Here is a 14,337-nt window from a genome sequence, read left to right on the forward strand (position 1 = left end):
TCAACAATATCAGAACGTGGGTAACTTTTTTGTACCTGAGTACCCATTTCTGATGAAGAACGACGGCTGATGTGTAAAGACGTACGGGTCGATCCTCAATGCTCCAGATTGTTACACGTTGGTTCTCAATAAGGCGCTGTAACTATACATTACTGACAGAACCGTAACCGTATACAGGATCGGCCGATTGCAGATACTGAAAAGTTATGCCATAGCCTGATCCCATTTTCCACCCACCCCCAGCCCCCTCCCGGCTTCTTACCGTTCTTGAGCATCACATTGTCCAGGTATCCCCTCTCTCTTCAGCACAGGTTTTACTACTTACCCATGCATAAATTGGGGTAAAATTTATCTTCTCATCAGCGCGATGAATCTGGACGATTGATGCGCTGAAAACAATAATGATACTAATAAAAGCTCAGGAGAATAGTATGCCTGAAGTAACGCCTTTTCGGGTGCTGATTGTCGACGACCACCCGCTCATGCGGCGGGGAATTAGTCAATTATTGCAACTGGATCCCGCATTTGACGTAGTCGCTGAAGCTGGCGACGGCGCAAGTGCTATCGATCTGGCAAACCGTCTAGACCTTGATGTGATCCTGCTGGATCTCAATATGAAAGGTATGAGCGGGCTGGACACCCTGAATGCGCTGCGTCGGGACGGCGTCACCGCGCAAATTATTATTCTTACCGTATCGGATGCCGCCAGCGATGTGTACGCCTTAATTGATGCCGGCGCGGATGGTTATTTACTGAAAGATAGCGATCCTGAAGTCTTGCTGGAAGCCATTCGTAACGGCGCCAAGGGGGGTAAAGCGTTTAGCGCTCGCGTTAGCGAATATCTGCGCGAACGTGACCTGTTTGGCGCACAAGAAGATCCGTTCAGCATTCTCACCGAACGCGAGCTGGATGTATTGCATGAACTTGCTCAGGGGCTGTCGAACAAACAGATTGCATCAGTGCTGAATATTTCTGAACAGACGGTGAAGGTGCATATTCGCAACCTGCTGCGCAAACTCAATGTGCGTTCTCGCGTTGCTGCCACCATCCTGTTTTTGCAAACGCGCGGCATGCAGTAATCAATGAGATGCCGGATGACGACGCAGCAGCGTCATATCCGGCCTACAAAGCTCGCACAGGCCCGAAAGCAGCACGCCTTCGGGTAATCTGGACTCTTACTTCTCCTGCGGCGTTAGCTGCTCCATCGCCTGCTTAATGCTGCGTTCTATCACCACCCGACGGGTATCATTGGCCGGTAATAATTTCAGCATCATCTCCCACGCCGCAACCGCCTCACCAAAGCGCTGCTGTTCAAAAGCGTTAAATGCGTACATGCTGAGAACCCGCACGTTGGCATGCTCGCCGCGCACCAGCTGGCGTAACAGCTCCCCGCCCCTGCGATTATCGTCAAGATCGGATGAACGGGTCAGTGCTTCCGCATAACCCAGCGCCGCATCGCTGTTTTTAGGATCCAGTCGATATGCATTGGCATAGGCTTCAGTGGCCGTACTGGCATTACCGAGTACCATGCCAATACGGCCAAGCATGATCCAACCTTCAACGTTTGTAGGATCGGCTTGTAAACGCGTGCGCAGCCCCAGCGCCAGACGTGTCATATCCTCTTCATTGAGCGGGGCAGCTTTCGGATCCAATGCGCGTTCCAGCAGCGCCGGAGCCTGAGCAGTGGCCTGATGCCAGACCTGAACCTGCTTATAGCTGCCGGTTTCATAATAGCTCACCGCGCCAACGATCAGCGCCACCACGATGCCGGGCACAAACAACCCAAATCCACCGCGCTTGCCATCCGGGATAACGTCATCAGGAAACTCTTCCAGCCTCACCCGAACGCGTCGGCGAGTACGGGCAAAAATAATCCATCCGCCCAAACCAATCGCTACTACCGGCATCACCCACAAAAGCACTGTAAGCGGCGTCAACGGCGGATCGTAGGTGACGAAGTTGCCGTAGCGCGCCACCATATAATCAACAATTTCTTTCTGGCTTTTCCCTTCCTGCATCAGTTCGTACACTTTCTGGCGCAGGTCGGTGGCAATCATCGAGTTAGAATCAGCGATACTGTTGTTCTGACATTTAGGACAGCGCAGCTGTTCGGTAAGCTGACGGAATTGCTGCTCCTGCGCTTCATCCTTAAACTGCATCACATCGATGGTCGCCAGCGCAGATCCCGAGATAACCAGCATCAGCAGGCCCAGTAAAAATCTCATTGCGCAGCCTCCTTACTGTACTTATCCCACAACGGTTTGATCTCGCTCTCCCACACTCTGGCATTTAAATCACCGGCATGGCGATAGCGAATAATACCTTTACCGTCGATCAGGAACGTCTCCGGCGCGCCGTACACGCCAAGATCCAGACCGAGCATACCGTCACCGTCAAACAGGCTTAATGAGTAAGGATTGCCCAGCTCTTTCAGCCAGACAATGGCTTTCTGACGATCGTCTTTATAGTTCAGACCCACCACCCGCACGCCTTGTGCAGACAGCTGGTTCAGATACTGATGTTCGGCGCGACAGGTCGGACACCAGGTCGCCCAGACGTTCAGCAATACCGGTTTGCCCTGGGTCAGCACATCGGCCTGATAATGCTGACCTGGATTCTCCAGCGACTCCAGGCGGAATGTCGGAACGGGTTTGCCGATCAACGCCGATTCCAGATTCGTGGGATCGTCCCCCTGAGCGTTACGCGCCAGCTGCCACAGCAGCGCCGCCGCAATGATCAGAAAAATAATAAACGGAATTAACAGTGCGTTGCGCTTCATACAGCCTCCGACGCATTTTTTTGCACCGCGGCGCGAGGACGCGCGCGCTGACGATAGCGTGGATCAAACAGGCAGAACAATCCGCCCAGCGCCATCAGCAATCCTCCGGCCCAAATCCAGCGAATAAACGGTTTGTAGTACAGACGCACAGCCCATGCGCCGTTATCCAGTTCTTCACCCAGCGCGGCATACAGATCGCGCGTGAACCCGCCGTCAATTGCCGCTTCGGTCATCATCGAACTGGTGCTGTTATAGAAGCGTTTTTCCGCATGCAGCGTGGCTTCCGGTTTACCATCTCTGGTAACACCAATAATGGCGACACCGCCCCGGTAGTTAGGTCCGGTAATATCTTTCACTTCGCGGAACGTGAACTGATAGTTATGGATACTGACGCTATCACCCGCTTTCATGCGGACATCGCGTTCAACGCTGTAGTTCTGGCTGAAGGCAATACCGACAATAGTAATCGCCAGCCCAACGTGGCCCGACACCATACCCCAATAGCTTGGTGTTAACTTCGTTCCGCGGGAAACACGCAGGAATGCTTCGGACATCGCCAGCACGAATATCCAGCATGCCATCGCCAGCCCTACCACCGTCATAGCGGCAATGCGATCCTCAAACAACCACGGCAACAGCAGCGACAGAACAAGCGTGGTGACAAACGCGATAATCAGTAACGTTTTCAGTTTACGTGGTCGGTCACGGCCCCAGCGCACTAATGGCCCAATTCCCAGCAACAGCGCGAACGGCGCCATCAGCCAGGTAAACATGGTGTTGAAGAACGGTTCGCCAATCGAAATACTGCCCAGACCCAGTTGTTTGTGCACCAGCGGCAGCAGCGTGCCCAAGAGCACCACCAGCATGGCGGCAATCAGCAGAACGTTGTTGCCCAACAGCAGAGATTCACGCGACCACAGCGCGTTGTTTACCCGTGAACGGACCTTGTGACCGCGCACCGCAAACAGCAGCAGGGAGCCGCCAATCACCAATACCATAAAGGCCAGAATAAACATCCCGCGCGACGGATCGGAGGCGAAAGCATGCACCGATACCAACACGCCGGAGCGCACCAGGAAAGTACCTAACAGGCAAAGCGAGAATGCGCAGATTGAAAGCAGCAGCGTCCAGGCTTTAAAGCTGGCACGCTGTTCGGTTACCGACAGCGAGTGCATCAGCGCCGTTCCCACCAGCCATGGCATAAATGAGGCGTTCTCAACCGGATCCCAGAACCACCAACCGCCCCAGCCCAGCTCGTAATAAGCCCATGCCGAACCGAGCACAATACCCAGCGTCAGGAACACCCACGCCGCCAGCGTCCACGGACGCGAAAAACGGGCGAAAGTACTGTCCAGTCGTCCGCTCATCAGCGCAGCAATCGCAAACGCGAAGGCTACCGAGAAGCCGACATACCCCATGTACAGCAACGGCGGATGGAAAATCAGCCCTGGATCCTGCAACAGCGGGTTCAGGTCGCGCCCTTCAATAGGGAAGTTGGGCAACGTACGGGCAAACGGGTTGGAGGTAAAAAGAATAAACAGCAGAAAGCCAACGCTTACCATCCCCATCACCGCCAGCACGCGGGCAACGATGTCCAGCGGCATACGCTGGCTGAATGCCGCAACGGCGAACGTCCAGCCGCTCATCAGCAGCACCCATAGCAACAGCGAGCCTTCATGAGCCCCCCAGGTTGCTGCCACCCGATACCAGACCGGAAGCTGGGTATTGGAGTTACTGGCTACATAGGTGACGGTAAAGTCATTAACCACGAAGGCGTTGACCAGAATCAGGAACGCCCCCATCACGCAGATAAACAGAACCCAGGCAAAAGGCCGCGCGGAGGCCATCATTCGCACGTCGCCGCGCGCTACGCCCCACAGCGGATAGACCGACAGTAGTAACGCCACGCCTAGCGCAAGGCACAACAGCGCATTGCCAATTTCAGGCATCATGACGTTTTATCCTTATAAACACTTTCCGGGCGACGATGGTTTTCCTGCATCGCTTTTTCGACTTCCGGCGGGGTGTAATTCTCATCATGTTTGGCAAGAACCTCTTTGGCCTGCACATGATTTCCCTCGTCCAGTTCGCCCTGAACAACAACACCCTGCCCTTCGCGGAACAGATCCGGCAGAATGCCTTCGTAGGTGACATCAACCACACCTTCGGCGTCATAGATACTGAAATTCACCTTCAACGACTGCGGATCACGCTTTACGCTACCGGGCATCACCATTCCGCCCACGCGCAGGCGCTGACCGACTTCGGGCATCTGCTGCGTTTCGCGCTTACCGTAGAGTATCTCTCCCGGCGTATAGAACAGGTCAATATTAGAACGCAGCGCATAAAGCACCAGCGTAACGGTCAACGCCAGACCCGCCAGTACCGCACAGGCTATCCATAACCGATTTTTACGTCGAATATTCACGCCGCCTCCCGTTGCACTTGCGCCGCACGCATACGCGCTTCTCTCGCCCGCTGCTGCGCCACACCGCGTAAAATTGCGCGATGTTGTAACGCGGAATGCAGTACCAGCACCACCAGCGGGATAATGCTCATCGCTACGGCAAGCCAGACATACAAGGCGTAGCCGCCCATCGCGAAAAAATCACTCCATGATGCAAATGCAGGGGTCATTGGCGGCCTCTTTTTAAGATCAGTTCGCTCACCCACGGGCGGCGTTTTTCCATCATCAAAATCAGGTTACGCATGCGCATCAGCGCCAGCGTGACAAACAGTAACAGGTAGCCGACGATCGCCAGACGCAGCGGCGTACGCATCGCCGGATCGATGCTTTGCTGCATGCGGGTAGAACCCTGATGCAGCGTATTCCACCACTCAACCGAGTAGTGGATAATCGGTAAGTTGACCACGCCAATCAGCACCAGAATACCGGCGGCACGACCTGCCAGACGGCGGTCGTCAAAGGCATGCCACAGCGCAATGGCGCCCACGTAGAGAAACAGCAGCACCAGTTCAGAGGTGAGTCGGGCATCCCAGACCCACCAGGTTCCCCACATCGGTTTGCCCCATGCGGAGCCGGTCACCAGCGCAATAAAGGTAAACACTGCACCAATCGGCGCCATCGCAGCCAGTGCCAGATTGGCCATTTTCATCTGCCAGACCAGGCCGATAAACGCGGCAACAGCCATCGAGGCATAAATGCCCATCGACCAGATTGCCGCCGGAACGTGCAGATAAATAATGCGATAGCTCTGCCCCTGCTGATAATCCGCAGGCGCAAAACCAAAGCCCCAGACCCATCCCGTTATCAGTACCACCGCGCTGGCAATCGCCAGCCACGGGATAAACCAGCCACAGATCTGATAGAGCCGAGGGGGCATCGCCAATTGATGAAGTGTTTTCCACATAGTTCAGTCACCAGACTCCATAAATTAAAATCCGTTGTGCCAGAGCGCCTTGCCCGGCCTACACATCTAATTCTCGTTACTGCACGCTTATCCGTAACGCAGCGGCTGTGGCAAACGGGCTTAACGTGGCGCTGCCGACCAGCAACGCACCCAGAATTGCCATGTACCCTTCAACCGGTAAGTGCATAGAAGCCGCATCCATCGCGGCGGTTGCAAAAATCAGTAAGGGTATGGTGAGCGGGAGCACCAGCACGCTTAACAACACGCCGCCGCGCTTTAAGCCCACCGTCAACCCCACACCCGGCGCACCGAGGAAGCCCAGCGTCGGCGTGCCGAGTAACAACGTCAGCGCCATAATTTTCCAGCCGTACATATCCATGCCCAGCAGCAGCGCCACCAACGGCGAGAGGATCAACAGCGGCAGGCCGGTCACGACCCAGTGCGCCATCACTTTCGCCAGCACCACGGCCGGAAGCGGTAACGGCAGCAGCATCAGTTGCTCAAGGCTGCCGTCCTGCAGATCATCACGAAACAGGCGTTCCAGCGCCAGCAATGATGCCAGCAGCGCCGCAACCCAAATGATGCCCGGCGCAATGCGCGCCAGTAGCTGCGGCTCCGGCCCAATGCTCAGGGGGAACAGCGTAATAACAATCAGGAAGAACCATAAAGGATTGGCGATTTCCGCACTATGACGAAACGCAACTCGCAGTTCTAAACGGAAGATTCGCCACATCATTGCGTTACCCTCTCGCTGGTCAGCGCAATACGTCGCACTTTATCGGTTTCGACATTGAGCGGTTGGTGGGTGGTGAGAATAACAATACCACCCTGCTCTGTATGCTGCGCCATACGCTGAGTCAGTCGTTCAACGCCGTTCACATCAATGGCGGTAAAGGGTTCATCGAGGATCCACAGCCGGGCGCGGGTCAGCCACAAACGGGCCAGCGCCACACGCCGCTGTTGTCCGGCGGAGAGCTGGTTCACCGGGATATCTTCATATCCGGCAAGTCCCGCCTGCGCCAGCGCAGCCAGACACTGTGCAATGTCGCCGTCATGATGGAAGAAACGCAGGTTCTCCAACGCCGAAAGCCGGGTTTTTATCCCCGGCTGATGTCCGATCCACAGCAGTTGCTGATGGTAGTTGTCCCGCACGTGATGCAGCGGCTGCTCTTGCCAGCAAACCTCCCCTGCATCGGGACGCGCCAGCCCGGTAAGCAACCGCAGCAGAGTAGTTTTCCCTGCGCCGTTGCTGCCGGTAATTTGTACCCATTCCCCTGCGTTGACGCGAAATGACAGATTGCTGAACAGTATTCTGTCATCCCGCTCGCAAAGTAATTCTCTGGCTTCAAGCATACCTGGTTATCTACATCCTGTTAAAAGCCCGGTTTGACTTCGCGCATATCAGGCAGTTTGTGCGCTATCCCTTTATGACAGTCAATACAGGTTTGCCCGTCTTTCACGGCCTGGTCGTGCATTTTGGCCGCAACGCCTTTCTGGGCGGTTAAATCCATAAACTCGAAGTTGTGACAGTTTCGGCACTCTTGCGAATTATTATCTTTCATACGCCGCCACTCATTTTGCGCCATCGTCAGACGATGATCTTCAAATTTCTGCGGTGTATCTATCAGCCCCAGTGCTTTCGCGTACAGCTCTTTACTGGCCTTGATCTTACGAATCATTTTCGGGCCCCACTCATGCGGGACGTGGCAATCAGGGCAAGTCGCTCGCACACCACTGCGGTTGTTGTAGTGTACGGTTTCCATGTATTCCTGGTATACCGTATTGCGCATTTCGTGACAGCTAATGCAGAACTCTTCTGTATTGGCCTTTTCCATACCGGTATTAAAGCCGCCCCAGAAAATAATGCCGCCCACAAAGCCGATTAACAACAGCGTGCCGAGCGCCAGACGGCTGGGGCGACGCCACCATTGCCAGACGCGCTTAATCCAGCCTGGTTTACGGTTAGAATTTTCCATAATGACCTCTTATTTCCCGTAACCTTTCGAGGGGGTGAAGGTATTTTCAACAATCGGCGCGGCGTCAGCCTGCGGAACGTGACATTGCAGGCAGAAATAACGACGCGGCGCAACTTCAGCCAATACCTTACCGTCGCTGTCCATAAAGTGCGTCGGACTGATTCGCGGCGCACCGGTAGTGCGATAGCTTTCCACACCGTGGCATTGCAGGCAGCGGTTAGTGTTAGTCGTCACCTGATACCCTTCAACGCTATGCGGAACCATCGGCGGCTGATTCACATAGTTCAGCGGCATGCGCTCTTGCTCTTTCGGCATGCGAATCGCCCCTTCCTGTGTTCCTGAGACTTCCGGTGACTGGCTCAGATCCACTCCATTTGCAGCCCAAACGGCCCCACTGACGACCAGGGCAAGCAGGGCCGTCCATTGACACAGCGTCTTAATCAGGTCATGGCTTTTCATGATTTCGCTCCCGAACTCCATCGTGTTGTTATTGTAAAAACATCCTCAGAACAGACATCCACGCAACGACCGCAGGCCATGCAATCGCGGCTGGTTACCTGCACCGGACTTTGCTCATCCAGCACCGGCGCACGTAGCACATGCGGTTCCGGGCAAACATGAAAACAATCCATACAGCGGTTACATCTGTTACGTTCTTTTGCCGAAACGGTTAATGCCCCTTTGCTTCCCACCACGCTATACAGCGCACCCAGTGGGCAAAGATGCCCGCACCAGCCATGCTCAACGACCAGTAAATCAAATAAAAACAGCGCGAGGATCAGCAGCGCTCCGCTACCGAATCCCATTACCAGGCTCCGTCCAAGCAGAGAGACTGGATTTATCCACTCCCACAACAGCGTACCGGTCAGGGCGGAACCGACCAGGATAACCACCAGCAGGACGTACCGTATATGGCGCGGCAGGGTTGCGGACTGATTCAGGTCAAACCTTCTGCGCAACCAACTGGCTAAATCGGTGACCGGGTTCATAGGACAAACCCAACTGCAAAACAGTCGTTTACCAGCCAGGGCATACAGCACCGTGATGATGGCAGCCCCCGTTAACGCCACCGTCGCCGGCAGATGCCCGCTGGCCAGGCTTTGCAGAGTAATCAGCGGATCGGTGAACGGGATAGCGTCCAGCAACAGGCTGCTACTATAGTTGCCATGCAGGATCCACACGCCAAGCCACGGGCCGCTGAGGAACATTGCCAGGATCAGAAACTGACTCAGACGACGCAGCAGCAGCCAGCGGTGACTCTTCCACCATCCTTTTTTTGCCTGCGCTTCACGCCCGGCATCACGTTTACGATTTGCCATTGTTCCCCTCCAGCCAACCGAAGCGGTAATGGTGTCCTAACTCCCCTTTCGCCAGCGACAGCGGCAGTACTTTTATTGCTGGCTGCTCCAGTACGCAGACTTTTTCGCATTTCCCACAGCCGGTACAGGCATCGCTGTGCACGGTCGGAATAAACCGCGCATGCTTGCCGGTACGCATATTGCGGTCCAGCTCCAGGGTGATCGCCTCATCGATTTTCGGGCACTCGCGATAGCAAACGTCGCAGCGTAATCCCTGATAGTTGAGGCAGTTTTCGTGATCCAGCAGTACCGCCAGCCCCATACGCGAATCGTCAATGGATTCAATTTCCCTGTCCAACGCGCCGCTGGGGCAGACTTTGGCGCACGGAATGTCCTCACACATTTCGCAGGGAATATCACGGGCGACAAAATACGGCGTACCGGCCGCCAGCCCGGAGGCCAACGTTGCCAGTTTCAGCGTGTCATACGGACACGCCTGAACGCACTGACCGCAACGTACGCAGGCGCTGGCGAATGCCTCCTCGCTCAGTGCACCTGGCGGGCGCAACCGCACGCCGGTTGCGCGTGCGGTTTGTTGTTGCAACCCCAGCGCCACGCCAACGACGGCCAGCCCGCCCGCTGCGCGAACCATATCGCGCAGAAAGCGGCGGCGGCCATTTTGGGGTTTTGCTGACCGGGACATAACGCGTTACACCTTCGCCAGTTTCACGGCGCACTTCTTGAAATCCGTCTCTTTGGAGAGCGGATCCGTCGCATCCAGCGTCAGGTTGTTCACCAGCTGTGCGGCGTCGAAGAACGGCATGTACACCAGCCCCTGCGGCGGACGGTTACGACCGCGTGTTTCAACAATCGAAATCACTTCGCCACGACGGGAAATCACTTTGACCTTATCGCCACGGCGCAGATCGCGTGCTTTTGCATCCAGCGGGTGGATAAACAGCACGGCTTCCGGGAAAGCACGGTGTAGTTCAGGCACACGACGCGTCATACTGCCGGTATGCCAGTGTTCCAGCACACGTCCGGTAGACAGCCACAGGTCATATTCTTTATCCGGCGCTTCAGCAGCAGGCTCAAATGGCAGCGCGAAGATAACCGCTTTACCGTCCGGTTTACCGTAGAACTTGTAGTTTTCACCTGCTTTCACGTAAGGGTCGTTGCCTTCGCTGTAGCGCCACTGGGTCTCTTTACCCTCAACGACCGGCCAGCGTAAACCGCGCGCTTTGTGGTAATCGTCAAATGGCGCAAGGTCGTGCCCGTGGCCGCGGCCAAACCAGGCGTACTCTTCGAATAACCCTTTTTGCAGGTAAAAGCCCAGCTCGCGGGATTCATCGTTCAGTTGATCTTCAGCCAGTTCAGTCACTGGGAATTTCGTTACTGCTGGCGTAGCAAACAGTACGTCATACAGCGTTTTGCCACGCAGTTCCGGTTTTTGTGCCAGCAGCTCTTCCGGCCACACTTCTTCTGTTTTGAAGCGACGAGAAAATTGCACCAGTTGCCACAGATCCGATTTCGATTCGCCCGGCGCTTTAATTTGCTGACGCCAGAACTGCGTACGGCGTTCCGCGTTCCCGTAGGCGCCTTCTTTCTCGACCCACATCGCGGTCGGCAGGATCAGGTCAGCCGACAGGGCGCTGATCGTCGGGTACGGATCGGAGACGATGATGAAGTTGCGCGGATCGCGCCAGCCCGGCATACGCTCTTCGTTGATGTTCGGACCAGCTTGCATGTTGTTGGTACACATCGCCCAGTAGACATTGAGCTTGCCATCTTTCAGCGCGCGGTCTTGCGCCACGGCGTGCAGACCAACTTTTGCCGGAATGGTCCCTGACGGAATGTTCCAGTGCTTCTCGCAGATATCGCGGTGTTTTTCGTTCGTCACCACCATGTCTGCAGGCAGACGGTGAGAGAACGTGCCGACTTCACGCGCAGTGCCGCACGCGGAAGGCTGGCCGGTCAGAGAGAACGGGCCGCAGCCTGGCTGGGAGATTTTGCCAGTCAGCAGGTGCAGGTTATAGACCAGGTTGTTGGCCCACACGCCGCGGGTGTGCTGGTTAAAGCCCATCGTCCAGTAGGAGATAACTTTTTTCTTCGGATCGGCATACAGCTGCGCCAGCTGTTCCAGCTGATCTTTCGGTACGCCGGTCATTTCGGCCGTTTTATCCAGCGTGTACTCAGCAACGAAGGCTTTGTAATCCTCAAAACTCATCGGTTCAGAGGCATCGGATCCCGGGTTTTTCGCCGCTTTTTCCAGCGGATGGGTTGGACGCAGACCGTAGCCGATGTCCGTCACGCCTTTACGCAGGTTAACGTGCTTGCTAAAGAAATCCTGGTTAATCGCATTGTTTTGAATGATGTAGTTCGCGATGTAGTTGAGGATCACCAGATCGGTTTGCGGTGTGAAGACCATACCGTTATCCGCCAGCTCAAAGCTGCGGTGCTGGAAGGTGGAGAGAACCGCGACGTTAACATTAGGATCGGACAGACGACGGTTGGTGATGCGCGACCACAGGATCGGGTGCATCTCCGCCATATTCGCGCCCCACAAGACGAAGGCATCGGCATGTTCGATATCGTCATAGCAGCCCATCGGTTCATCCATACCGAAGGTACGCATAAAGCCGACTACCGCTGACGCCATGCAGTGACGTGCGTTCGGGTCGATGTTATTGGAACGGAAACCCGCTTTAAACAATTTGGCAGCGGCATAACCTTCCCAAATCGTCCACTGACCAGAGCCGAACATACCGATAGACTCCGGGCCTTTCTCTTTCATCGACGTTTTGAATTTCTCTTCCATCACGTCAAAGGCCTGGTCCCAGCTAATCGGGGTGAACTCGCCTTCTTTGTGATATTTGCCGTCTTTCATGCGCAGCATCGGCTGCGTTAAACGGTCTTTTCCGTACATGATTTTCGGCAGGAAGTAACCTTTGATGCAGTTAAGCCCACGGTTAACCGGCGCATCCGGATCGCCCTGGCATGCCACAACACGCCCTTGCTGCGTTCCGACCAATACGCCACAGCCCGTCCCGCAAAAACGGCACGGGGCTTTGTCCCATTTGATGGCTTCTTGCTGACCGACTACCGCGCGGGCAACGCCCGGCACGCTTAACCCGGCAGCCGCCGCAGCGGCCGCAACGGCGTTAGCTTTCATAAAGCTACGACGACTGAGTTTCATGGTGTTTCCTCACCTTGCTCATCCTGCTGGTGATAAACCAGCGACACCGCCAGTACGCCCGCAACGTTGCGTACTGACTCAATTGTTTTCATTAGCGTTTCACTTTGCTCAGCTTCTACCACCACAATCAACTGACCACTTTCCACATCACTGAGTGCAACTTCGCAACCGGGAAAGGAACGCAACTGCGTGGCGATATCGCTGATATGCTGGCTTTTGGCCTGAACGACCAGGCTGCAGACCTGCCAGTTATTGTCCATGGTTGTACTCCGCGTTAATGGCTGATACCGGGCAGATAGCGACACAGGCGCCACATCCGTTACAGTCCTGATTGTCGAGCTGCGGCTGATAAATGCCGGAAAGCGTGGGGCGAAAGGTTATTGCCATGGGCTCACAGCTATCCTGACAGCGGTGACATTCAACGGACTGATGTGCGAGACAGTTTTCCCCAATCGTAAAATTCAGATCCCATGCCCTGGTGTGGCGCGGAAGAAAAAGTGATTCGGGACAGGCTTCTGCGCAGGCATAGCAAAAGCTGCACTCGCCGTGTTTGAAATTTACGCTCGGGTAACCACCCTGGCCTCGCTGCAGGATGTCGGTTTCGCACGCCTGGATGCAGACGTCACAACGGAGGCAATGAGCCAGAAAGTGAGAGTCTTCCTTGCTCCACGGCGGACGGATCCCTGCGCTGGCGTTTCGCCAACTGCCTGTCAACATGCCTCGACGGGATAAATCAACCATGACATTGTCCTTCCATAATGACGCCCTCCCTCGGCGGGTTGAACGACATAAAAAACTGCACTATTTATGAGTAGTTATTTTTAGCCGTAAGATATTTCAGGATGTGTTAGAGGTGCATACCCCAATTGGGGTAAATGCTGTTGCCGGATCAAAAGAGTGTTGAGTTGGCGGGAAAAAATGCGCTTTTGCTCACATTTCAATGAGTTATATAACAATGTATATAACGATTTATTTAAAAAGACAAAGATCTCAGTATTAGGATAATTCCTGGAATATATCGCTACCTTGATAGTAAACCTCTATCTAATACACTTTAAATATAAGTAAATCCAGATTAATAGATTATCCAAATATGTTAATCTGCTACAGACTCGTTCATAAGACAGAAGAAAGGAAACACTGTGAACAATAAGATGAAGACAATTGTCCCTGCCGTACTTTTCGCCGCCTTTGCCAGCACCTCTGCATGGGCTGCCAGTAACGAAACCGCCGCTCAGCCGCTGGAAAAAGTCGCCCCTTATCCTAAGGCGGAAAAGGGTATGAAGCGCCAGGTTATCCAGCTTACCCCTGAGAAAGATGAATCTACTCTGAAAGTAGAACTGCTGATCGGACAAACGCTGGAAGTTGACTGTAACCAACACCGCCTGGGCGGAGAACTGGACAGCAAAACGCTGGAAGGTTGGGGATATGACTACTATGTCTTTGACAAAGTTACGTCTCCGGTTTCAACCATGATGGCCTGCCCGGACGGTAAGAAAGAGAAGAAATTCATTACTGCGCATCTGGGTGATGACGGTATGCTGCGTTATAACAGCAAGTTGCCGATTGTGGTCTATACCCCGGAAAACGTGGACGTTAAATACCGTATCTGGAAAGCGGAAGACAAAATTCAGGACGCAGTCGCGCGCTAAGTGAGAATGTGCCGGATGGCGGCATACCGCCTTATCCGGCCTACAGACGCATGAACCATGCCGGA

At 54.6% G+C, this 14,337-nt stretch carries 17 protein-coding genes; 2 read left to right on the top strand and 15 right to left on the bottom strand.

The features are described 5' to 3' along the window. Positions 1-431: 431 nt before the first annotated feature. Complete coding sequence (narP, locus tag OGY06_RS15220; protein ID WP_003834605.1) at positions 432-1,079, top strand: nitrate/nitrite response regulator protein NarP; 648 nt, start codon at positions 432-434, stop codon at positions 1,077-1,079. A gap of 96 nt (positions 1,080-1,175) precedes the next feature. Here the strand turns inward: narP and OGY06_RS15225 are convergent, their stop codons facing one another. From OGY06_RS15225 to napF, 15 genes are all read right to left on the bottom strand, one after another. Then, on the bottom strand, positions 1,176-2,225 hold the full coding sequence (locus tag OGY06_RS15225; RefSeq protein WP_286605628.1) for a cytochrome c-type biogenesis protein CcmH: 1,050 nt from the start codon (positions 2,223-2,225) through the stop codon (positions 1,176-1,178). Beyond that, positions 2,222-2,779, bottom strand: a complete 558-nt coding sequence (gene dsbE, locus OGY06_RS15230; RefSeq protein ID WP_003834613.1) for a thiol:disulfide interchange protein DsbE — start codon at positions 2,777-2,779, stop codon at positions 2,222-2,224. The genes OGY06_RS15225 and dsbE overlap by 4 nt, the downstream gene beginning before the upstream one ends. Then, positions 2,776-4,731 (bottom strand): heme lyase CcmF/NrfE family subunit, encoded by a 1,956-nt coding sequence (locus tag OGY06_RS15235; protein WP_008785295.1) that lies wholly within the window; start codon positions 4,729-4,731, stop codon positions 2,776-2,778. The genes dsbE and OGY06_RS15235 overlap by 4 nt, the downstream gene beginning before the upstream one ends. Continuing rightward, positions 4,728-5,207: a cytochrome c maturation protein CcmE gene (gene ccmE / locus OGY06_RS15240; RefSeq protein ID WP_286605632.1), complete on the bottom strand. Its 480-nt coding sequence runs from the start codon at positions 5,205-5,207 to the stop codon at positions 4,728-4,730. Before ccmE ends, OGY06_RS15235 begins: the two co-directional genes overlap by 4 nt. Continuing rightward, positions 5,204-5,416 carry a heme exporter protein CcmD gene (gene ccmD / locus OGY06_RS15245; RefSeq protein ID WP_003834621.1) on the bottom strand — a complete coding sequence of 71 codons (213 nt, stop codon included), beginning with the start codon at positions 5,414-5,416 and terminating at the stop codon, positions 5,204-5,206. Before ccmD ends, ccmE begins: the two co-directional genes overlap by 4 nt. After that, the gene (locus OGY06_RS15250) at positions 5,413-6,150 is read right to left on the bottom strand and encodes a heme ABC transporter permease (protein ID WP_003027538.1); all 738 of its coding nucleotides are present in this window, start codon (positions 6,148-6,150) and stop codon (positions 5,413-5,415) included. The genes ccmD and OGY06_RS15250 overlap by 4 nt, the downstream gene beginning before the upstream one ends. A 76-nt stretch (positions 6,151-6,226) precedes the next feature. Then, positions 6,227-6,886, bottom strand: coding sequence for a heme exporter protein CcmB (ccmB, locus tag OGY06_RS15255; RefSeq protein WP_003027542.1), 660 nt, complete (start codon positions 6,884-6,886; stop codon positions 6,227-6,229). After that, positions 6,883-7,503, bottom strand: a complete 621-nt coding sequence (ccmA, locus tag OGY06_RS15260; RefSeq protein ID WP_003834625.1) for a cytochrome c biogenesis heme-transporting ATPase CcmA — start codon at positions 7,501-7,503, stop codon at positions 6,883-6,885. Before ccmA ends, ccmB begins: the two co-directional genes overlap by 4 nt. A gap of 20 nt (positions 7,504-7,523) precedes the next feature. Then, positions 7,524-8,126: a cytochrome c-type protein NapC gene (gene napC, locus OGY06_RS15265; protein WP_003027548.1), complete on the bottom strand. Its 603-nt coding sequence runs from the start codon at positions 8,124-8,126 to the stop codon at positions 7,524-7,526. A gap of 9 nt (positions 8,127-8,135) precedes the next feature. Beyond that, a complete protein-coding gene (napB, locus tag OGY06_RS15270) occupies positions 8,136-8,585 on the bottom strand; it encodes a nitrate reductase cytochrome c-type subunit (protein WP_003834627.1) in 450 nt (149 codons plus the stop codon). Next, positions 8,582-9,445 (bottom strand): quinol dehydrogenase ferredoxin subunit NapH, encoded by an 864-nt coding sequence (gene napH, locus OGY06_RS15275; RefSeq protein WP_003027552.1) that lies wholly within the window; start codon positions 9,443-9,445, stop codon positions 8,582-8,584. The genes napB and napH overlap by 4 nt, the downstream gene beginning before the upstream one ends. Further along, complete coding sequence (napG, locus tag OGY06_RS15280; RefSeq protein WP_003834629.1) at positions 9,432-10,127, bottom strand: ferredoxin-type protein NapG; 696 nt, start codon at positions 10,125-10,127, stop codon at positions 9,432-9,434. Before napG ends, napH begins: the two co-directional genes overlap by 14 nt. Before the next feature lie 6 nt (positions 10,128-10,133). Further along, positions 10,134-12,620, bottom strand: a complete 2,487-nt coding sequence (gene napA / locus OGY06_RS15285; protein ID WP_125112615.1) for a nitrate reductase catalytic subunit NapA — start codon at positions 12,618-12,620, stop codon at positions 10,134-10,136. Continuing rightward, positions 12,617-12,880, bottom strand: coding sequence for a chaperone NapD (gene napD / locus OGY06_RS15290; protein ID WP_003834633.1), 264 nt, complete (start codon positions 12,878-12,880; stop codon positions 12,617-12,619). Before napD ends, napA begins: the two co-directional genes overlap by 4 nt. Further along, on the bottom strand, positions 12,870-13,361 hold the full coding sequence (gene napF, locus OGY06_RS15295) for a ferredoxin-type protein NapF (RefSeq protein WP_003834634.1): 492 nt from the start codon (positions 13,359-13,361) through the stop codon (positions 12,870-12,872). Before napF ends, napD begins: the two co-directional genes overlap by 11 nt. 413 nt (positions 13,362-13,774) lie before the next feature. On the opposite strand from napF, the gene eco reads away from it, so the two are divergent. Continuing rightward, positions 13,775-14,272: a serine protease inhibitor ecotin gene (gene eco, locus OGY06_RS15300; protein WP_032934607.1), complete on the top strand. Its 498-nt coding sequence runs from the start codon at positions 13,775-13,777 to the stop codon at positions 14,270-14,272. Positions 14,273-14,337 lie beyond the last annotated feature (65 nt).

The organism is Citrobacter sp. Cpo147 (genome assembly GCF_030332405.1).
Lineage (GTDB): Bacteria > Pseudomonadota > Gammaproteobacteria > Enterobacterales > Enterobacteriaceae > Citrobacter > Citrobacter portucalensis.